Origin of the sequence: Bacillus sp. 3255 (assembly GCF_031456485.1) — a bacterium.
Taxonomy (GTDB): Bacteria; Bacillota; Bacilli; order Paenibacillales; family NBRC-103111; genus Paenibacillus_E.
In genome coordinates this window covers 396438-415629 of record NZ_JAVDUS010000001.1, presented here as the reverse complement: position 1 = coordinate 415629, position 19192 = coordinate 396438, and the positions used below count along the sequence as shown (strand labels likewise).

The 19192-nt window shown below is 53.7% G+C and carries 19 protein-coding genes; 11 read left to right on the top strand and 8 right to left on the bottom strand.

Features of this window, described 5'->3' with window-relative positions; translation table 11 throughout:
- Positions 1–62: 62 nt before the first annotated feature.
- The gene (locus J2X61_RS01655) at positions 63–1076 is read right to left on the bottom strand and encodes an RluA family pseudouridine synthase (RefSeq protein ID WP_274466779.1); all 1014 of its coding nucleotides are present in this window, start codon (positions 1074–1076) and stop codon (positions 63–65) included.
- A gap of 196 nt (positions 1077–1272) precedes the next feature.
- On the opposite strand from J2X61_RS01655, the gene J2X61_RS01650 reads away from it, so the two are divergent.
- Positions 1273–2250: a hypothetical protein gene (locus J2X61_RS01650; protein ID WP_310185328.1), complete on the top strand. Its 978-nt coding sequence runs from the start codon at positions 1273–1275 to the stop codon at positions 2248–2250.
- Between the two features lie 138 nt (positions 2251–2388).
- Entirely contained in the window at positions 2389–3870 is a 1482-nt protein-coding gene (locus J2X61_RS01645; protein WP_310185326.1) for an alpha/beta fold hydrolase, read from the top strand.
- Between the two features lie 197 nt (positions 3871–4067).
- On the opposite strand, the gene J2X61_RS01640 is transcribed toward J2X61_RS01645, so the two are convergent.
- Complete coding sequence (locus J2X61_RS01640; protein WP_310185325.1) at positions 4068–5093, bottom strand: LacI family DNA-binding transcriptional regulator; 1026 nt, start codon at positions 5091–5093, stop codon at positions 4068–4070.
- Between the two features lie 133 nt (positions 5094–5226).
- Here J2X61_RS01640 and J2X61_RS01635 point away from each other — a divergent pair, with 133 nt between their 5' ends.
- The 5 genes from J2X61_RS01635 to J2X61_RS01615 all read left to right on the top strand — a co-directional run bounded on the left by J2X61_RS01635 (position 5227) and on the right by J2X61_RS01615 (position 11213).
- Complete coding sequence (locus J2X61_RS01635) at positions 5227–6570, top strand: FAD-dependent oxidoreductase (RefSeq protein ID WP_274466775.1); 1344 nt, start codon at positions 5227–5229, stop codon at positions 6568–6570.
- A 129-nt stretch (positions 6571–6699) separates the two neighbouring features.
- Positions 6700–6924 carry a hypothetical protein gene (locus J2X61_RS01630; RefSeq protein WP_274466774.1) on the top strand — a complete coding sequence of 75 codons (225 nt, stop codon included), beginning with the start codon at positions 6700–6702 and terminating at the stop codon, positions 6922–6924.
- Positions 6925–7021: 97 nt separating this feature from the next.
- Positions 7022–8785 carry a B12-binding domain-containing radical SAM protein gene (locus J2X61_RS01625; RefSeq protein ID WP_310185323.1) on the top strand — a complete coding sequence of 588 codons (1764 nt, stop codon included), beginning with the start codon at positions 7022–7024 and terminating at the stop codon, positions 8783–8785.
- 406 nt (positions 8786–9191) lie between these two features.
- Positions 9192–9617 (top strand): pyridoxamine 5'-phosphate oxidase family protein, encoded by a 426-nt coding sequence (locus J2X61_RS01620; RefSeq protein WP_274466772.1) that lies wholly within the window; start codon positions 9192–9194, stop codon positions 9615–9617.
- Positions 9618–9713: 96 nt separating this feature from the next.
- On the top strand, positions 9714–11213 hold the full coding sequence (locus J2X61_RS01615) for an IMP dehydrogenase (protein WP_310185321.1): 1500 nt from the start codon (positions 9714–9716) through the stop codon (positions 11211–11213).
- A 57-nt stretch (positions 11214–11270) separates the two neighbouring features.
- On the opposite strand, the gene J2X61_RS01610 is transcribed toward J2X61_RS01615, so the two are convergent.
- The 4 genes from J2X61_RS01610 to mnmL all read right to left on the bottom strand — a co-directional run bounded on the left by J2X61_RS01610 (position 11271) and on the right by mnmL (position 14577).
- Complete coding sequence (locus J2X61_RS01610; RefSeq protein WP_310185318.1) at positions 11271–12278, bottom strand: type I phosphomannose isomerase catalytic subunit; 1008 nt, start codon at positions 12276–12278, stop codon at positions 11271–11273.
- A gap of 11 nt (positions 12279–12289) precedes the next feature.
- A complete protein-coding gene (gene mnmM, locus J2X61_RS01605) occupies positions 12290–12868 on the bottom strand; it encodes a tRNA 5-(aminomethyl)-2-thiouridylate-methyltransferase MnmM (protein ID WP_274466769.1) in 579 nt (192 codons plus the stop codon).
- A gap of 31 nt (positions 12869–12899) precedes the next feature.
- The gene (locus J2X61_RS01600; protein ID WP_310185314.1) at positions 12900–13535 is read right to left on the bottom strand and encodes a c-type cytochrome; all 636 of its coding nucleotides are present in this window, start codon (positions 13533–13535) and stop codon (positions 12900–12902) included.
- Between the two features lie 82 nt (positions 13536–13617).
- On the bottom strand, positions 13618–14577 hold the full coding sequence (mnmL, locus tag J2X61_RS01595; protein WP_310185311.1) for a tRNA modification radical SAM protein MnmL/YtqA: 960 nt from the start codon (positions 14575–14577) through the stop codon (positions 13618–13620).
- 178 nt (positions 14578–14755) lie between these two features.
- On the opposite strand from mnmL, the gene J2X61_RS01590 reads away from it, so the two are divergent.
- The 3 genes from J2X61_RS01590 (at position 14756) to trmB (ending at position 16939) form a co-directional block, all read left to right on the top strand.
- The gene (locus tag J2X61_RS01590; RefSeq protein ID WP_310185310.1) at positions 14756–15391 is read left to right on the top strand and encodes a WGxxGxxG family protein; all 636 of its coding nucleotides are present in this window, start codon (positions 14756–14758) and stop codon (positions 15389–15391) included.
- Positions 15392–15929: 538 nt separating this feature from the next.
- Complete coding sequence (locus J2X61_RS01585) at positions 15930–16133, top strand: hypothetical protein (RefSeq protein WP_310185308.1); 204 nt, start codon at positions 15930–15932, stop codon at positions 16131–16133.
- Between the two features lie 74 nt (positions 16134–16207).
- Positions 16208–16939 (top strand): tRNA (guanosine(46)-N7)-methyltransferase TrmB, encoded by a 732-nt coding sequence (trmB, locus tag J2X61_RS01580; RefSeq protein WP_274466764.1) that lies wholly within the window; start codon positions 16208–16210, stop codon positions 16937–16939.
- A gap of 70 nt (positions 16940–17009) precedes the next feature.
- Here the strand turns inward: trmB and J2X61_RS01575 are convergent, their stop codons facing one another.
- Both J2X61_RS01575 and J2X61_RS01570 read right to left on the bottom strand, forming a co-directional pair.
- Positions 17010–18143: an MGDG synthase family glycosyltransferase gene (locus J2X61_RS01575; protein WP_310185305.1), complete on the bottom strand. Its 1134-nt coding sequence runs from the start codon at positions 18141–18143 to the stop codon at positions 17010–17012.
- Positions 18144–18147: 4 nt separating this feature from the next.
- The gene (locus J2X61_RS01570; protein ID WP_274466761.1) at positions 18148–18675 is read right to left on the bottom strand and encodes a phosphatase PAP2 family protein; all 528 of its coding nucleotides are present in this window, start codon (positions 18673–18675) and stop codon (positions 18148–18150) included.
- 205 nt (positions 18676–18880) lie between these two features.
- On the opposite strand from J2X61_RS01570, the gene J2X61_RS01565 reads away from it, so the two are divergent.
- Positions 18881–19132, top strand: coding sequence for a hypothetical protein (locus J2X61_RS01565; protein WP_310185301.1), 252 nt, complete (start codon positions 18881–18883; stop codon positions 19130–19132).
- Positions 19133–19192: the final 60 nt, after the last annotated feature.

The following is a 19192-nucleotide window of genomic DNA, read 5'->3' as shown; positions in this document are numbered from 1 at the left end:
TAATTTCCTTATGCAACAGCCAGTCCTCTTGTAACTATCCTCAGCTTCACAGCCTACCGGCTTCACTTCTTGGAAGGCGCATCGCGAAATGGCTGCAGGAACACCTTCGGAATGTTCGTCTCGAAACGCAAAGTTTCGCCGGTGGTCGGATGCACGAAGGCCAGTACGCGCGCGTGAAGTCCGAGGCGGCCGATTTCCTTCGATTTGGAGCCGTATTTCTTATCCCCGACGACGGGGTGGCCGATGTCCTGCATATGAACGCGGATTTGATTCTTGCGCCCGGTTTCCAGATTGACCTCCAGCAGCGAGTAATTCCGGTTCGCCTGTAACGTTTTGTAATGCGTTACGGCATGCTGGCCGTCATTCGGATACGGCGTGGAATACATTTTGAGCGACTTCGCATGTTCCTTGAGCCAAGAGGAGATCGTCCCCTCCGGCTTCTTCACCATGCCTTCCACGAGAGCGACGTAGGTTCGCTCTTTGACACTGTCCTGCCAGGTGTTCTGCAGATGCTGCTGAACCCGTTCGCTCTTCGCGAACATCATGACGCCCGAGGTGTCGCGGTCGAGCCGGTGCACGACGAAGATTCGGGCCTTCGGATCATGATTGCGCACATGCGCCGTAAGCTGGCGGTAAGCGGTTATTTGTTGTTCTTCCGGATTGGTGGCGATCGAAAGCAGGCCTGAATCCTTCTGAATCACGATAAGATCCGCATCTTCATGCAGGATGGACATACCCGCCAGAGGTATTTGTTCGACGATCTTCTCTTTGTTAATGGTCACTATCTGCTCGGGCTGCAGCGGGTGATTGTAAGCGGTGACGACCCTGCCGTTCACGGAGACTTGTCCGCGGGCGAGGATGGCTTTGACCGAGTTCCGGCCGACGCCGGACAGCTTTTCCAATAAGAAGGGCAGGAGCTCCCCCGGTTCTTTGACCGTATACTGACGTGTATTGGCTTCTTGTCCGTCTTTGGCAGAGACGGGTTTATGGGATTGTACCTTGCTGATTTTAAGTTTCGGATGGTGATTCTGGCTCTTGCCAGGGCGTTGATGCGGCTTGCCTGGATTTTTGGGCATTGTGATGACCTCCTGTTTCAACTATCGATAATAAGTCCCGGCCCGATGATGTTCCTTCCACTATATCACGTTCGCCCAAGCTTAGAAACGACGCTATCCCATTTCACTGTTCTCCGCAAGTGTAACTTTTGTGTAACCATGCAAAGAGTATAGTAATAGCATCTTATATGAATGAAAGGCGGGTACTTTTATCATAATGGGACGTTCTGATGATTTCTTATCCTTAAACTACGCGCGCAGGCTCTTCCTGCAAGGCATTCAATTGGTGCACAGACCGAAGACAACCTTCTTCATCCGGCAGCAAACGGGAGAAACGCCGCTTTATTTGGCAGATGCCATCTGCCCTGAAGCCGGGCGGGGGACGCTTGCCGTGACGAATCATTATATCGTATTCCTGGATGGAAATAAAAAAACAGTGAAGCTTTTTCCGCTGCTTAGTGTTGCCGCATGGGGCGTCGATACGGACGGGCAAGCGCCTTTCTTCTGGCTCGAAGGGATTTTCGAGCAGGGCAAGGGCAGCAGCAGCACGCATAAATGGTATACAGCCAGCCACAAGGATATGCTGGAGACGGTGACCGCGCATATGGAGCAGGGTGCGGTGGCGAAGAAAAGAGCGGCTCTTGCACGTAGCAGGGAGAAGCTTGATACCTATATGGCGGTTGTAAATACGATTTTGAACCAGCAGAGCGAGGTGATTTTGCTCGAGGGCAAGGCCGCGCTGGACGATCAAGCGGATACGCTGCTGCAGAATACCCAGGTCATGCTGGATGCGCTGTGGGAGTATTTCTTGACGCTAACGTTGGCGCAGCTGCTCGGCATTCAAGATGATGTCGTCGGGAAGCTGAAAGATCAGGTGATGTGCTACGCAGCGCTCAAGGGCAATCGGATCGCCAAAATCGTGCTCGAGGCAAGAGGGTATGCACTGCCTGCCGCAGATGTTTTCATTGATTCGGATGCTTTTATCGATGAGTATTACCAGGCGGTACTGCCGCCGTTTGAAATTTTGGAGAAGGTTCATGAGGACGTATTGGCTTTATCCGGGAAGCTTCTTCCCGAATTCGGCCGGCATGCCGATTCCCTGCGGTTTTTGGTGTCGGAAGCCGTTCAGTTAGGCTACAGGGTCACCATCGCCAACGCGATGGTTGTGGTCAAAATGTCCCGACGAATCGCGTAACTCTGGATGAGAAGAGAAAAATGAGCTAAAGTGTAATCTGCGGATTGCGCTTTTTTTCCATTTTGCCTGCGCATATTGTTTCTTGGCCGCGTTCCTTATATGATAGAACCTAACATAGCATGGAATGGTGGTGCACCGGTGGCTTTTGCACACGTCAATGGAGTCAGCCTATACTACGAACTTATACCTTCTACGAGCTGCTCCGAGGAAACAATCGTTCTCCTGCATGGAAACGGTTTTGACTCTTCACGATGGGGGCGCTTGGTGGACGGGCTGAAAGAGGATTATCGTCTTCTGCTTGTCGATTTGCGCGGATGCGGACAAAGTGAACCGACCTTGGACGAAGTTTCATGGGGTCTATTTGTCGATGATGTGTATGTCTTGACCCGGCAGCTGCAGATAGATAGCTTCCATCTGCTGGGTCACAGCTTTGGCGGATCTCTCGCCGTAGCTTTCGCCATTCGTTATCCGAATCTCGTACAATGCTTGATTCTGATCTCGATGAATATGCTTTTTCCCGAAAAGGACGGGAGTGTGGCCATCGATAGCTACTTGAATCTGATCGACTCGCATGGCCTTCCTTATACGCTTGAGAAATTTCTGGTGCCCGCCCTGACGGTCGCTCCCTTCGAGCATGAGGAAGCCCAGCGGCTTTACCATATGTATTTGGGCGTTTCCATAGCCAATTATACGAAGCTGTTTAAACTGCAAGTCCTCAGCCGGCAGCTCAGCGAGCTCCATGTGATCCAAAACCCGACCTTACTCCTTGCTGGGGAATTTGATACAGTTTATCCTTCTTCTTTCCAAAATATGACGGCTGAACGTATTCCCGGCGCGACGTTTTATATCGTTCCGCATGCGGCCAATGCCGTCTTTATCGACCAGCCCGGCGTAACGGTACAATGGATTAAGGGCTTTATCCGGCGTAAAATGGAAGGAGCTCCCGTGGTCAGAACGGCCAAAGATCTGGCAATTGCGGGATCGCTTCAGCAGATGCGGAATTCGTTCATCCAAACGTTTTTTGCGGATGAGCGTCAGGACGATCCCGTGCTCAAAGTGGAGCTGATGTACGGCTTCCGTGTGTTTGTGAACGGTCGGGAGCTGCTGGACGGCTGGAACAAACGGTATGCCACCAATATTATGGCCTACCTTGTGATGCATCCCTCTTCCATCAAGGAGGAACTGTGCGATGCGGTTTTCCCGAATGTTCCGCTGCCGGCAGCCATGAAAAACTTGAAAGTCTATATCAATTATTTGAAAAAGCTGCTTATGCAGGACGGGGTCTCCTTGTTGAAATCAGACCACAAACGTCTCTATTTCCAATGCAAGGTCGAATGCGATCTGGTTGATTTTCTTGAAGATTTGCAAACTGTGAGACTGATGGAGGATCGGGATGAGAAGAAATACGAACTCAGCCTCCGGCTCATCCGCTCGATGCGGCAGAAGCAAATCATGTCCGGCTTGTACGACCAATGGTTTATCGATATGAAGGCAAACGCCGAGTTCAGGCTTGGGATGCTCATGGCATGGATGTCCGAGCGGGAGGGACAGCGGGGCGACACCCGGAAGGCCGAAGAATTGCGCAAACTGGCGAATTACTATTTGAGTTCGGACGAGTGAGCGGCATGAAGTCGAGCAGAAGGGAGGCAGGGCATGCACGGAAGGACCGTACGGGATTGACGCCTACTTTCAAAGCTTTGAAATAAGCGCGGAGCAGCCCGCGTCCAGGATGCGAGGTACCGCTATCCAACAGATGAACAAACCGCCAGGAAACTTTCCTGGCGGTTTGTTCCGCTTCCAAGGCTCACCGGCCATGCTCATACGCGAGAGATTGTACTTCCTGCGACAAAATTCCCTTGCAGGCGGACGTGCTCATGCGGCAGATGCGGATTGGCGATCCGCCACAGCATCCGGTCTGCCGCACGGTAGCCCGATTCGCGGATGAGCAGCTGCGGGCGCGAGCAGAGGGGGAGTGTGTCCACTTGCTCGTTGAGCAAGGCGACGAACGAGCATGTCTGCGGGATCCCCACACCCATTGCGCGCAGGGTATGATAGACAGGCGCCGCTTCCTCGTCGATGCCGCAGATCACGGCCGTCGGTTTGCGCGCCCGATACAGCGCCTCGAAGTCCTTCAGCCACTTCTCGGTGCCGTCCCGCAGGATCGCATGCTCCTCGGGATGGACCGTTCGGCCGGCTTCGTTCATCGCTTCGCAGAAAGCTTGCCAGCGAAGGACGAAGCCCCGCTGATCCCGCGTATCGCCTACGTAGAGGATGTTCGTGTGCCCCATGCGGACAAGTCTTCTTACAGACTGGAACACAGCTTCGTACACGTCCCAGATGACGCTGTCGACCCGGGATTCCGGCGGCGGGAAATTGAGCAGAATCCGCGGCAGGGGCAGCTCCAGCAGCTGGCGCTCCAGCAGGTCGTGATTCATGCGGGGCGCGATGAACACGCCTTCCGCGTACAGCAGCTCCTGCTCCTCGGCCCAGGCTTCGAACTGCGAGGGCTTCAGATCCGGCGGGATGAGCAGCGGCTGCACGGTGTGGCCGAACTCCATGAACCGCTCGTGAAGGCCTTGCAGCAGCAGGCGGTTGAAGTTCAGGGACAGCTTGTTCTGAACGAGTACGAAACGCCGCTGAACGACCGGAAAGGGAGAGATATGGTCCAGCTGCAGCGTCTGCTTCTGGTCTTTGGTCATATAGCCGAGCTCACGGGCCAGCTTGAATACTTCGCTACGGGTCTGCTCGGACATGCCGGGCAGCCCGCGCAGCGCCTTGGATACCGTCTGAATCGTCAAACCGAGCCGATCCGCTAAATCATGCAGCGTTATTCGTTTGCGCATAAGGCTGGAAGTCTCCTTTTTAAGCGTTCTATTACCGATAATTTTAAACTAATTTTAAACTAAATTGAAAGTAAATTTTAAACTATACTTGAGGAAAGCGAGGATGAATGTACAGAAGAAGGAGCGAACTTAAATGAACAAAAGCATAGAAGCGGATATCGTAGTCGTAGGCGGAGGGCCTGCCGGCGTGAACGCAGCCATTGCCGCGGGGCGGAGCGGGGCGAAGACGGTTTTGATTGAGAAATACGGGTTCATCGGAGGCATGTCGACCGCAGCGCTCGTCTATCCTTGGATGACGTTCCATACGACGGAAGGCAAACAGGTGATCAAAGGGCTGGCCCAGGAAATCATCGACCGCCTCATGGCGATGAATGCTTCGCCCGGCCACTTGCGGGACACAGTCGGCTTCGTGCACACGATTACGCCGTATCATCCCGAAATTTACAAGGTGCTGGCCGTCGACATGCTCAAGGAAGCGGGCGTGAAGCTGCTGTTTCACAGCTTCGTTGATCAGGTGGAGACGGTGGATAACCGCATTCAATCGGTGCAGCTGACGTCCAAGTCCGGTAAAATCAACGTGCGCGGCCAAGTGTTCATCGATACGACGGGCGATGCCGACCTCGCGTACTTGTCCGGCGCTCCTTGCCTGCAAGGCCGGGACGGCGATAGGCTGACACAGCCGATGACGATGAAGTTCCGGATGCGGGGCGTTGATTTGGCGGCGGTCAAACAGTATATGATCGATCATCCGGACGAGTTCTATAAGAAAACGCCGTTCGCCGAGCTGGCGGAGCTGCCGTTGTCCGGTGTGCTCGGCTATTTCAAGCACTGGAAGGAAGCGAACCTGCCGATCAACCGCGATCAGGTGCTCTTCTTCACGGGGCCGGAAGCCGACGAAGTGCTGGTGAATACGACGCGCGTGCAGGGGCTTGACGGCACCAACGTGGAGGATTTGACCGAAGCGGAGGAGCTCGGGCGCAAACAGGTGCTGATGGTGGCGGCCTTCATGCGGGATCATCTGCCGGGCTTCGAGAAGGCTTCGATCTCTTCGGTCGGCGCCCAGATCGGCATCCGCGAGACGCGCCGCATTGACGGCCAGTATGCGCTGCAAGTGGACGATGTTGTGCAGGGACGCCATTTTGAAGACGTCATCGCGCGGAGCGGGTACCCAATCGATATTCACGATCCGTCCGGCAAAGGTGTGACAGCCGCTTGGGTCCAAGGCGATGGCGCGTATGATATCCCATATCGCTGCTTGCTCCCGCAAAAAATTGAGAACCTGCTCACCGCAGGCCGGTGCATATCGACGACCCATGAAGCGCTGGCGACTACGCGTCTAACGCCAAGCTGCATGGCGACCGGTCAAGCGGCCGGCTCGGCGGCGGGCCTCGCGGTCAAGCACGGCGTGCTGCCGGGGCAAATCGACGTTGCCGAGCTGCAGGCAGTGCTCGTGCAGGATGGAGCGCTGTTGTCCTAGGACGGCGCTCGGCGGACAGAGGCTGAAGCCGGCAAGCTTCAGCCTCTGTCCGAACCTTCGCCCGTATGCCGGGCCCTCCTATAGGGAATACTGGATCTTACTCCATATGTAAGAGAAGGTGGAATTCCTATGCTTTTATATCAATTGACCCAGTGGTTCGAGGAGCGCTCCTCGTTGCAGCAGGCGCTGCATAACGGTGAACCGGAAAGTCACGGCGAGCTGCAGCAGCGGATTCAGGAGGTCGAGCAGCAGCTTCACTCGCATGCCGAACGGTGGAAAAATGCGATCCAGGAAGCCTCCTACCTGCAGTTTCCGTATGAAAATCCGATGCTCGACGACGATATGGTGCTGTAGATATGCTGCAGCTGCATGCCCGCGCCTTTGTATTTCCTCGGTTTTCGTGTAGAATTAGATAGAACGATAAACGAGAACAGAACGAGGTCTTTTTACTATGAAAGTACTTGTCACTACACTGAATGCCAAATTCATTCATACTTCCTTGGCGCTGCGCTATCTGAAAGCGTTCTGCGAGAAGGATTTCGATGTGGAAATAACCGAGTATACGATCAAAGACCCAGTGATGAACGTCGTCTCCGACCTGTATCAGAAGGCGCCGGACGTGCTGGGTTTTTCCTGTTACATTTGGAACATTGAAGAAACCATTCACATCATTCGGATGATCAAAAAAATCAGGCCGGAAATGATCATCGTGCTGGGCGGTCCCGAGGTTTCCTACGATACGGATTACTGGATGAACCGGGTTCCGGAGGTCGATTTCATCGTCATGGGCGAAGGGGAGGAGACCTTCCACCAGCTGCTGACGGAGATCTCGACGACGCAGAAATATCACTTCGTGTACGGGCTCGCTTACCGCAAAGGTGACGAAGTCGTGCTGATGCCGGGCAGACCGAAGCTGAATCTGAACGACATCCCGTCCCCGCACCGGTTCCAGGAGGATTTGCCGAGCTTGCCGAACCGCGTCGTGTATTTCGAGACGAGCCGCGGCTGTCCGTTCTCGTGCCAATTCTGCCTATCCAGTATTGAGGTCGGCGTGCGGTACTTCGATATGGAGCGGACGAAGTCGGATCTCCTGTACTTGATTGATTCGGGCGCCAAGCTGATCAAATTCGTAGACCGGACGTTCAACATCAAGCGTGACTACGCGATGGAGATTTTTGAGTTTCTTATTGAAAATCATCGCGGCGTCGTCTTCCAGTTTGAGATTACGGCGGACATCATGCGGCCGGAAGTGCTGGATTACTTGGCGGAGAATGCCCCGCCGGGCACGTTCCGCTTCGAGATCGGCGTGCAGTCGACGAATGACACGACGAACGAGCTCGTGCAGCGCAGACAGAACTTCATGAAGCTGAGCCGGACCGTCTCGAAGGTGAAGAACAGCCTCAAGATCGATCAGCATCTCGATCTCATCGCAGGTCTGCCGGAGGAAGACTACAACTCCTTCCGCAAAACGTTCAACGATGTATTCGAATTGGGACCGGAAGAGCTCCAGCTCGGCTTCCTCAAAATGCTGCGCGGTACGGGCATGCGCAAGGATGCGGACAAATACGGCTACGTGTATATGGATCATGCCCCTTATGAAATTCTGGGGAATGACATTTTGCCGTTCACCGATTTAATTCGGATCAAGCGCGTGGAGGACGTGCTCGAGAAATACTGGAACGCACACCGGATGGACCATACGGTCAAATATTTGATTGCGAATGAATTTACGTCGGCCTTCGATTTTTTCCAGGAGTTCGGCGACTTCTGGGAAAGCCGCGGCTGGCAGAAGATCGGGCATCAGCTCGAGGATCTGTTCACCCGTCTGCGGGACTTCCTGCAGCATCGGGGAACGGCCAATATGCCGGTCATCGAGGGGCTTATGAAGCTGGACTATTTCCTGGGCCATAAATATAAGCCGCGCAAAATCTGGTGGGACTTCACGCTGGACAAGTCCGAGCAGATCGCCTACCTCAAGCTGCTGGCCGAGCAGCCTGAGCGCGTAAGCGGAGATTTCCATAAGCTCCGCATTCATGAGAAAGACATCCACAAGCATGTCATGATTGAGGTGCTGCCTTTCGGTTTGCAGACGTATCTGCAAACCGGTGAGCTCGACGAAGCCAGCCGGGAGCTGCTCGTCGTGTACTTCCCGCCGGATGCGCAGCAGCCGGCGAGCTACTATACGATGCCGCTGAACCAAGCGTTAGTGGTGTAGCATCAGGGGGTGTCCCCAGGTTGAATGACCTGGGGACACCTTTTTTTCATCCGCTAACCGGTTCCGCCCTACTTTGGGTCGGCAAATGTGGAAACAGGGTGCGCTATTTCCGGGAAAACAAGACATCAAGACTTGGAAGGGACTGGGAGCCTCTTTTTTGCCCATACAGCCCCATTGATTGAGTTTTCAACGAATATAGGGCACCAAATTTCCGTTTAAGGCCCATAAACAGCGGTTTATGAAAGAATAGCGCATCTCGTTTCTCTTCCCTGTGAGAAGCCGGCAGCCAAGCCGTGCAAGCGGCTCTGCATCCGTATAGAAGCGTCCCTGATCAGGGTAATCTAGGATAGTTGAGAGAGTGGAAATTGACATTACACCTGAACCTAACCTGGAAGGAGAATTACGCATGATCGGAACCCATAGCAGCAAGCTCGAGGAGCAAATTGAGAAGGTACTGGAGGCTAACTCCATCTGTTCGTTCGCAACTGTGGAGGGCAGCAAGCCGAAAGTTCGGTACATGGCGCTTTTTCACGAAGGATTAACGATATATCTGGCTACGAACCGCAAAACCGATAAAGTAGACGAGGTTAGGGACAATCCGAACGTTCATATTCTCGTAGGATTCGACGGGAAAGCGTCCTCCGATATTTTGCAAATTCAAGCGACGGCAGCGATCAGCAATGACAATGCGCTTCGCGAGAAGTTGTGGACGGATGACATGGCCAAGTGGTTCGACGGTCCTCACGACCCGAATTACGTCGTACTGGAGATTACTCCTTCGTATATGGAATACTCAAGCAAAGGATCCGAACCGCAAATCTGGAAAGGATGAAACGGGCATTTCCTGAAAAAACCATTGACCACAGGTAAGGGTTAGTGATAAGATTGAAAAAATTTACCTATGGATCGATGAGGAGGAAAACGTAAAGTGGCCACGTATTACATGGAACCATCCCGTACCTTCAGCGAGTTTCTGCTGATTCCCAACCTGACAACGAAGGAATGCACGCCGGCGAATGTGAAGCTCCGAACCCCGCTTGTGAAATTCAATAAAGGCGAGGAACCTGCAATCTCGCTGAACATCCCGTTTTCATCTGCAGTCATGCAAGCTGTATCCGATCATGGAATGGCGATCGCTTTGGCGCGTTGTGGCGGGATTTCATTTATTTATGGCTCGCAGTCGATTGAGTCGGAAGCACAGATGGTGCGGAAGGTTAAGGGGTATAAGGCCGGCTTCGTCGTCAGCCGTTCCAACTTGACACCGAATCATACGTTAAGCGATGTGCTGGCACTGAAAGAAGAAACGGGCCACTCCACTGTCGCCATTACGGACGACGGGACGGCGAACGGCGTGCTTCTTGGTATTGTAACAGGACGTGATTACCGCAAAAGCCGCGACACGCTGAACCGTCCGATTCATGAGTTCATGACGCCGTTCGAGAAGCTGATTTACGGCAAATCCGGCATCACGCTGTCCGAAGCGAACAACCTGATCTGGGATCACAAGCTGAACTGTCTGCCGATCGTCGATGAGCAGCAGCGCCTGGATACGCTTGTTTTCCGCAAAGATTACGATGAGCATAAAGAGAATCCGATGGAACTGCTGGACGGGAACAAAAGCTACATCGTCGGAGCGGGCATCAACACCAAGGATTATAAAGAGAGAGTTCCAGCGCTTGTAGAAGCGGGCGTCGATATTCTCGTCATCGACTCTTCGGACGGTTATAGCGAATGGCAGCGTGAAACGGTGCAGTACGTGAAAGAGAACTTTAATGTGAAAATCGGGGCAGGCAACGTGGTGGATCGCGAAGGCTTCCTGTACTTGGTGGAATCCGGCGCAGATTTCGTGAAGGTCGGCATCGGCGGGGGCTCCATCTGTATTACCCGCGAGCAGAAAGGGATCGGCCGCGGTCAGGCTTCCTCCATCATGGAAGTCGTCGAGGCAAGAGACCAGTATTTCAAAGAAACAGGCACGTATATTCCGATCTGCTCCGACGGTGGTATCGTTCACGACTACCATGTGACGCTCGCGCTCGCGATGGGTGCGGATTTCGTAATGCTCGGCAGATACTTCGCACGGTTCGATGAAAGCCCGACCCGTAAGTTGAAAGTCGGCAACAATTTCGTCAAAGAATATTGGGGAGAAGGCTCCAACCGCGCTCGCAACTGGCAGCGTTACGATACCGGGGGCAAGAACAAGCTCTTGTTCGAGGAAGGTGTCGATTCTTACGTTCCGTATGCTGGAAGCCTGCGTGAGAACCTGGACAAAACGATCGGCAAAATCAAGTCCACGATGTGCAATTGCGGCTCGGTAACTTTGGAAGAGCTGAGAAGCAATGCGCGAATTGCGCTCGTATCGGCGACATCGCTCGTTGAGGGCGGCGCACACGACGTCATCCTCAAGGAAAGCTCTTTGTCGGAAGAATAGGAAAGAACAAAGCGCTCCACCGCATCGCAGATGACGGTTGGAGCGCTTTGTTGTTTATTAAGGCAAGTAGCTGCGGATCACTGTCATGCCGCCTTCGAGCGCATACGTGCCCAGATTGGCCGGAAGCAAGAAGCAATCTCCCGGTTTGGCGGAGATGCTGCCATCTTCCCATTGGAGCGTTCCGCTGCCTTCGGCAATGACGAGAATGACGAAGCTTTCCGGTGATGTGCTCAGCTCCCATTTGGGTCCGACAAGCCCTTTCTCCACCGTGAAGAACGGAGACTTGGCCAGCGTCAGCCATGTGCCGGTTTCGTTCAAGTTCGTTTTCATGCGGGTCGAGCCCGAGCCTTCATACGCGATCACATTCAATGAATCTTCGATGTGAAGCTCGCGCAGCTTGCCGTCTAGTCCCGGACGGTTGTAATCGTACAGGCGGTAGGTTGTGTCGGAATTTTGCTGAATCTCCGCAACCAGCACACCTGCGCCTAACGCATGAACGGTTCCCGCCGGAATGTAGAAGGAATCGCCGGCTTCTACAGGAACTTCCTGCAGGCAGTCCAGAATGCGGTTCTCTTCAATCGCTTGCGCCAAGTCTGCGCGGCTTACGCCATCTTTCATTCCGTATATAATTTTGGCGCCCGGTTTGGCGTCCAGAATGTACCACATTTCCGTTTTGCCCAGCTCGCCCGGAGCCAGGTTCTCATAATCGTCGTTGGGATGAACCTGTACGGACAGATCGTCTTCGCAATCCAGCAGTTTGATGAGGAGCGGGAAACGTCCGTTTTTCTCGGAGAAGCCTTTGGTGCCGAATAGCGTCTTGCCGTATTTCTCCCGGATTTCGTCCAATCCAAGACCGGCCAGCTCACCGTTGATCACTTTGGTCGTGCCGTTGGGATGATCGCCGATCATCCAGCCTTCGCCAATCGCGCCTTCCGGCAGCGTGAAGCCGAATTTCTCCAGGGCTCTGCCACCCCAGACACGTTCTTTCATTTCGGGTTGAAATTGAAGCGGGTATGATTTCACTATTCTCCCTACTTTCTCTATGTAATAAAAAGCTACTAGCATTATACCATGCTCTATCTTTTTTCTACAGCTAACAGGTAGGGAGCGTGTGCGCTCGTGTTCATGAACTGGTACTTCAGTACTTGATAAGAGACGAGCGGCAGCTGCTGCGCCCAAGCTTCGACGGCCGCCGCTTCTTCGGAGCCGCCGGCGTGCCCGCTGTACAGCACGATCGTGACGATGCCTCCTTTGCGCAGCAAACGAAGGGCTGCTTCCAGCGCAGGAAGGGTTGATTCCTGCGTCGTGATCGTCGCCGGATCGGCGCCGGGCAAGTAGCCGAGGTTGAACGTAACCGCGGCTACCCGGCCATGGCGGTCCTGCGGCACAGCCGCCTCCATGAGCGCATGGCTGCATAAGCTCATATGTACAGAAGAAGATGCGTCCGGAAGCTCCTTCTCCAGACGCATCTTGGTTTGATCCAGCGCTTGCTGCTGGATGTCGAAGCCGTACACGCAGCCGCGGCGGCCCGTCAGCTTCGCCAGAAAGACGGTATCGACGCCGTTGCCCAGCGTGGCGTCGATGACCGTATCTCCGGGCTGTACGCGCTGTCCGATCAGTTGATGCGCATATCCTAGAACAGAAACAAAACCCATGCTTACTTAAGCCTCCATGCCTTTGAGACAATTATTTTTTGGCTGCCAGCCATGCGGCCAGCGTTTCGATCTCTTCGGCCTTCAGCGAACCTCCGAAAGGCGGCATTTCGTCTTTCCCTTTGACGATCTGCTGTGTGATTTCCTCTTTGGTTTTGCGCGAACCGACCTTCGTCAGGTTCGGGCCGAAGTCTCCGGCAAGCCCTGCCCCGTGGCAGGCCATGCAGTTGTCCTTGTACAGCGCCTGCGCCGCCTCGGCGCTGACCGTGTCAGCCGCCTGCGGCTTGGCTGACGGCGTTGGCGACGCGCTCGCGGGCGCGGGCATCGGTACCGGCGTCGGCGTCGGCTTCGCCGTAGCCGCCACGGGCGCAGCGGTCGCGGCCGCTGCGGTTGGTTTCGCAGCCGCTGCGCTAGGCTGCGGCGTGCTGCTGGCCGGCGCTGCTGTCGCCGGCGCGGGTGTTGCTGCGGCAGGCGTCGCCGCAGCGGGTGTGGCCGTCGGCGCTGCCGCTGACGGCGTCGGTGCAGCCGTCACGGTCGGTGACGGCGCTGTCGTTACGGCGGCGGTCGGTGCAGCCGCCGCCGGCTCCGGCTTCGGCGCTCCTTCATTCGCGCTGCAGCCGGCCATAACGAACATGAGTCCGAGCCAGGCAGCTCCCCATCTTACATCCATCGCAATCCTCTCCTTCATATAAGCTCTCGCTATATATTAGGAAACGATCACCATGGGCAATGGGTTTGATGCCTGCGAAAATTTAATTCGCCCGGCCTTGCCAATATTTGCCCTGCCAGGTGTTTCTTTCTTTCATAAGCTTATCGAACGCGTTGAGCACTTCCCATTTCTTAAGACTCCACATCGGCCCGATCAGCAGGTCGCGCGGCGCATCCCCCGTAAGGCGATGCACGATCATTTCCGGAGGCAGCAGCTCGAGCGTATCGACGACTAGCTTCACATATTCATCTTTTTCGAGGAATTGCAGCAAGCCTGCTTCGTATTGCTTGACCATCGGCGTTTTGCGCATTAAATGAAGCAAGTGAATTTTGATGCCCTGAACGTCCATTTGAGCGACGGCTCTGCCGGTATCCAACATCATTTCGTGCGTCTCACCCGGCAACCCATAAATAATGTGCGCACAGGTACGGATGTTATGCTTGCGCAGCTTGGCCACGGCATCCAGATAGCACTGCGTATCATGAGCGCGGTTGATGAGCGTCGAAGTGGATTCATGCACGGTTTGCAGACCCATTTCGACCCATAAGTAAGTACGCTCGTTCAGCTCGGCCAAATATTCGACGACATCGTCCGGCAGGCAGTCGGGACGGGTTGCGATCGACAAGCCGACAACGCCGGGCTGCTGCAAAATCACTTCATAATATTCCCGCAATTCTTCAACGGGAGCATACGTATTCGTATAGGCCTGGAAATACCCGATGTATTTGGCTTCCGGCCATTTCTGATGCTGAAGATCTCTGATCTTGTTGAATTGGGTCACAAGATCGTCACGGCGGCTTCCCGCGAAATCGCCTGACCCCCGCGCACTGCAAAACGTACAGCCGCCGGTGGCAATATTGCCATCGCGGTTCGGACAGGTGAAGCCGGCATCCAGCATGACCTTGAATACTTTCTCGCCGAAAACTTCGCGCATTTCGTAATTCCATGTATGGAAACGTTTGTCCCCCCATAGCAGAAGAAACTCATGAATTGTAGTAGACATCAAGTGTTAAGCTCCTTTCCTTCCCCCCTATTGTAGCGAAAATCAAACTTGAAAGCGACCCCTGCCTTTCCATCAACTCCCCCGTTAAAACGGATCGGATCGGAGCATCATAACTTTGCACGACGAACATATGCCGAGAGGGGAAATGACAACAGTGAAAAAGTTTCGTACATTGACAATGGCGGTAGCTTTGACGACAGCATTGAGCTTTGGGGCAGTTGGGGCGTATGCAAATACGAATATGAGTACATCGACGATGAATACTCATACGGGGACATCGGGGACTATGGGGACGGGGACTACGACAACATCGGGTTACACGGGGAGCAGTTATGACGCAACAACGGGGACAAGCACCGGTACCGGCTTGATGAATGGCGCAGGGACGATTGACGGCAGAACGTCAGGTACGGGAACCATGGGAACTGGTGCTACAGGAACCACGGGTGCCGTTGCTCCTTTTGTCACCTCATCGCCGAATGTAACGGCTACGCCAAACACAACGACGACAGGCTCGTACGGAACTTATGGCAACACGTATACAGGCAGAAGTACTAATGCCAACGGCACTGGCACTGGCGTCCTGGGCCAAATTAATGGCTATGGCAACAATATGATGGAACGGATGAGTACAACCGGAACGGCTTTGACGAACAACACCCATCGCGGCAATTATGATACTTCATCCTATCGCGCCTATGCCACTACAGCAAACAAGAACCATATGGACTGGGGTTGGTTGGGTCTTGTCGGTCTGATTGGACTTGCGGGTCTGAGAGGAAGCAACCGTCGCAGAGACGAGAGCTATAAGTAAATAGCGGCGAAAACCGAGACGTCCTCCAATATGGAGGGCGTTTTTGGTGTTGGGAAAGTAGGTACGGCTAATGGACAGGGAGGCCCTTATTCCATGAAAAAGGCATCTCTGAACGCCTAACGGACACGAGTGCCGTTATTTGCCCATTCATGTCTGTTTTTGAGCGGAATATGGCCAAATAAGATCCCTGGTGTCCGTTAGCCCCAAAAATGCGACGTTTTTTGCCCAATAACGGCCGCTGTGTCCGTTAGCAGGTAAGGGCTTTGCTTTTTGCCCACACAGCAGCCGTATCCTATAGCCGCGAGAACCGCGGTGCTGAAATTCCACGCAGCTTTCCTGCAGCGTTTCGCAGCTGTCACGCAGCTTCTCGCAGCTTTTCTCAGCTCTCCCGCAGCTTCACCGCAGCTTCACCGCAGCTTCCCGCTGTTCCCCGCACTTTGCTGTCATCATGTCCAAGACACAATCTGCCATTCATAAAGGAAGGGAACCGAACCGAAACTATCATTAAAAATAGCAAAAGGAAAGAAGGTACATCTACATGGTGACAACTCGTTCTCTTTCCACAGATACGCTCTCGGTTGAATTGACGATCAATGAGGCTTTGGCGCTGAGCAGCGGTGTGAGGTTTGCCGCCTCTTCCCACATCACCGAAGAAGCAAAGCGCAAAGTGCTCCGATCCCTGGACCGGAAGCTGTTCCCCGCAACGTCCAAAACGATTGCTTATCACGAGCTGGAAGTGTAAATCCTTTGATTTTTTCCCTCGAATGGTCTATGATTTGTATTCGATAGCTTGTACGTGTAGGAGGCAAATACTAGATGCGGTTACGGGGAAGAAAAGGAATTCGGGAAGATATAGAACGTCAGAAGGAACTCGTTGTACTGAATGCCAAAGATCATCAAGGCAAATGGGCGGAGCTGTTTGGCAACAACAACCCGATTCATGCTGAGCTTGGTATGGGCAAAGGGCGTTTCATCAGCGAGATGAGCAAGAAATATCCGCACATCAATTTCATCGGTGTCGATATGTATGATGAGCTGATCCGCAAAGCGAGCGAGAAGGCGAAGGCCGCTCATGACATCCAGACATCGGATGAAGAGGACGATGTGCTCAGCATCCCTAACTTGAGACTGATGCTGTTCAATATCGAGCATATTGAAGAAGCATTCGCTCAAGGAGAGCTTGAGCGCATTTATTTGAACTTCAGCGATCCGTGGCCGAAGAAGAAGCATGCCCGCAGAAGATTGACACATCCGGGCTTTGTGGCCAAATATCAGCAAATTTTGAACGCTAACGGCGAAATTCATCTGAAAACGGACTCGCAATCATTGTTCGAGTTCTCGCTGAACTCGTTCGCGGACATGGGACTGCGGATGCGCAACATTTCCTTGAACCTTCATGCGGAAGGGTTTCACCCGGATCATGTCATGACGGAATACGAGACGAAGTTCGCTTCGCAAGGCATGAACATTCACCGCTGCGAAGTGGTGATCGGTCAAGAGGCGCTTGCCGCGCATCTGGCTGATTTGAAGAACGCCAAAGCTGAATAATACTCCATAAAGGCTCACCTTGGCTGCATCCCGGCAGTCGAAGGTGAGCCTTTGATGTTCTCCGCGCCCGTCAGCCCAGCAATTGCAGGATGACCTCCGAACAATCCGCGGCCGGCATCCTTCTCCTCTGGTGATCGATGGAGCGGCGGATCGCTTGTACATCGTCATACCGGCTTGCGAGCATGGTCAGCCAATTCGCGATCGTATCCGCAGAGCGTATGCGCTCGCCGAAGCCTTGCTGGGTGAAATAGTGTACATTCTCTTCTTCCTGTCCGGGAATCGGATCATAGAACAGCATAGGAACCGATTTGGCCAGTCCTTCCGAGCACGTCATGCCGCCCGGCTTCGTAACCAGCAGATCCGAAACCTCCATTAATTTATCGATGTCCTGCGTAAATCCGAGAAGGCGGATATTGGGGTGGCGGTAGCGCTCGTCTTCGGCAAGCTTCGCCAGCATTTTCGCATTGCTGCCCAAGCAGAAGATGAACTGGATGCGGTCCCGCCATGCGACAAGATGCTCGCTCAGTGAATCGCCGCCGATCAAGCCCCAGCCGCCTCCCATGACGAGTACGGTCGGCATGGCGGATAACTGGAATTGCTGCCGGATCATGGCTTTGTCGTGCTCCTCGCGAAAGCCGGGATGCACGGGAATGCCCGTTATTTCAATCTGGGCGGGCGATATGCCGCGGCCCAACAGTTTGTTTTTGACATCTTCGGTTGAGACCATATATTTATTCACTTCGCGGCTTACCCAAGTCCCGTGTACGTCATAATCCGTAATCACTGTGCACAGGGGGATGTTAAGGCCGGATCGCTTAAGGCGGGAAACGACGACGCTGGGAAAAGGATGGGTGCACACGATCGCATGCGGAGCCCAACCTTGAATAATCGCCGCCGTCTGCGCATAACAGATGCGGTGCAGCGCTAGTTGCGTAAGACGGTTCAACGATTTCTTGTACTGGGAGCGGTACAATCGCCCATAGAGCTTGGGGCTAGCGCTGAGCGTCTTCTTATAGGCTTGGAATACCCAAGGGGCGATGGTCGGGTGAAGGAAGGCTCCCAACTCCAGAACGCGTGTTTCAATCGTGGAACCATGTTTCTCCAGGCTGCGGGCAAGTGCATACGCTGCTTGCGTATGACCGGCTCCGAAGCCTTCGGAGAGGATGAGCACACGTTTGTTACCGTGCAAGGCATTCATTCTCATTCGTTTACCCCCATAATGCTGGTGTGAGGAGCGCGGCCGCCGTACCGATGAAACAGCCGACGATACAATCGGACGGATAGTGCAGCCCCAGATAGATGCGGGACAGGCCGACGATGAAAGCGAGCGGCAGAAGAATGGCGCCAAGGACAGGCATGGCGGCTATGAAGGGAATGATGATCGAGAAGATAGCGGTCGTATGCCCGGACGGAAAGGAGTGATCCGTGAGCGGGTTTTTGTAGGTAATGGTTTGGGGAAGTACCAGATAAGGACGAAGGCGCGGATATTTCTTCTTGATGACGGCGACCGGAATATGGCTTAGCGTCAGCGCAATGAGAGCTTGAATGCCTGCGGTTCGCATCACGCCTTGCCCGAACAATGCGAAGCATAAGGAAATGACGATCGTCGCCGTAGCTCCTCCGAGGTGGGTGATTCGGGAGAAGAAATGGTCCAGGAAGAAGTGCTGGATACGTTGATTCACAAAGTGGAACATGCGAGTTTCATGATGCTGAAGCCAGTTCACGACTTTGCTCATGAGTAGTAGCCTCCTTCAAGTTTGAGAATACCTGCTGGTTCCAAGTATAGAGAACTTTTATTAAAAGGGGATTAACGCAGTAATAAATATGAAATTAGGCGCGTTTACAAATTCAAGTTTGATGAAATCATGGAAAGTAAGGAAGAGGCTTCCTTTTCCATTTTACCCCAATCGGATGCTGGATATCCCAATCCATTGTACCTATATGGCAGACAATGGAAACCCTTACAATTTGGGATTTTTTAAAATCGTTGTCGATGAGGGGCGTTTCCGGTTGAAAGCACGCGAACAAAAGTCAGTGCTTAGGTCGTATGGCATCGATCCCGAGAAGTCCGTTATGCTGAAGGTCGGGCAGTTCAGCCCCTATCCGGAGGAAAAGCTTGGCAACGGACTTTCCGTACGGAAGAGGCTCGAATGGTATGAAGAGGAAGCCGCAGCGGGGGTCCGAGAGCCGTAATCAGGCAAGCGCGGCAAAAGTTGTCAGCGGCAGTTCAGGTGAATTATAATTAAACCCGTA

What these genes read in the sequence shown, in the direction of transcription:
- mnmL (WP_310185311.1), bottom strand. Translation starts at nt 14,577, where the DNA reads ATGTCTACTACAATTCATGAGTTTCTTCTGCTATGGGGGGACAAACGT.
- J2X61_RS01625 (WP_310185323.1), top strand. Translation starts at nt 7,022, where the DNA reads ATGAAAGTACTTGTCACTACACTGAATGCCAAATTCATTCATACTTCC.
- J2X61_RS01630 (WP_274466774.1), top strand. Translation starts at nt 6,700, where the DNA reads ATGCTTTTATATCAATTGACCCAGTGGTTCGAGGAGCGCTCCTCGTTG.
- mnmM (WP_274466769.1), bottom strand. Translation starts at nt 12,868, where the DNA reads ATGGGTTTTGTTTCTGTTCTAGGATATGCGCATCAACTGATCGGACAG.
- J2X61_RS01620 (WP_274466772.1), top strand. Translation starts at nt 9,192, where the DNA reads ATGATCGGAACCCATAGCAGCAAGCTCGAGGAGCAAATTGAGAAGGTA.
- J2X61_RS01585 (WP_310185308.1), top strand. Translation starts at nt 15,930, where the DNA reads ATGGTGACAACTCGTTCTCTTTCCACAGATACGCTCTCGGTTGAATTG.
- J2X61_RS01575 (WP_310185305.1), bottom strand. Translation starts at nt 18,143, where the DNA reads ATGAGAATGAATGCCTTGCACGGTAACAAACGTGTGCTCATCCTCTCC.
- J2X61_RS01590 (WP_310185310.1), top strand. Translation starts at nt 14,756, where the DNA reads ATGGCGGTAGCTTTGACGACAGCATTGAGCTTTGGGGCAGTTGGGGCG.
- J2X61_RS01640 (WP_310185325.1), bottom strand. Translation starts at nt 5,093, where the DNA reads ATGCGCAAACGAATAACGCTGCATGATTTAGCGGATCGGCTCGGTTTG.
- J2X61_RS01600 (WP_310185314.1), bottom strand. Translation starts at nt 13,535, where the DNA reads ATGGATGTAAGATGGGGAGCTGCCTGGCTCGGACTCATGTTCGTTATG.
- J2X61_RS01610 (WP_310185318.1), bottom strand. Translation starts at nt 12,278, where the DNA reads ATGCTAGTAGCTTTTTATTACATAGAGAAAGTAGGGAGAATAGTGAAA.
- trmB (WP_274466764.1), top strand. Translation starts at nt 16,208, where the DNA reads ATGCGGTTACGGGGAAGAAAAGGAATTCGGGAAGATATAGAACGTCAG.
- J2X61_RS01655 (WP_274466779.1), bottom strand. Translation starts at nt 1,076, where the DNA reads ATGCCCAAAAATCCAGGCAAGCCGCATCAACGCCCTGGCAAGAGCCAG.
- J2X61_RS01565 (WP_310185301.1), top strand. Translation starts at nt 18,881, where the DNA reads ATGGCAGACAATGGAAACCCTTACAATTTGGGATTTTTTAAAATCGTT.
- J2X61_RS01570 (WP_274466761.1), bottom strand. Translation starts at nt 18,675, where the DNA reads ATGAGCAAAGTCGTGAACTGGCTTCAGCATCATGAAACTCGCATGTTC.
- J2X61_RS01650 (WP_310185328.1), top strand. Translation starts at nt 1,273, where the DNA reads ATGGGACGTTCTGATGATTTCTTATCCTTAAACTACGCGCGCAGGCTC.
- J2X61_RS01635 (WP_274466775.1), top strand. Translation starts at nt 5,227, where the DNA reads ATGAACAAAAGCATAGAAGCGGATATCGTAGTCGTAGGCGGAGGGCCT.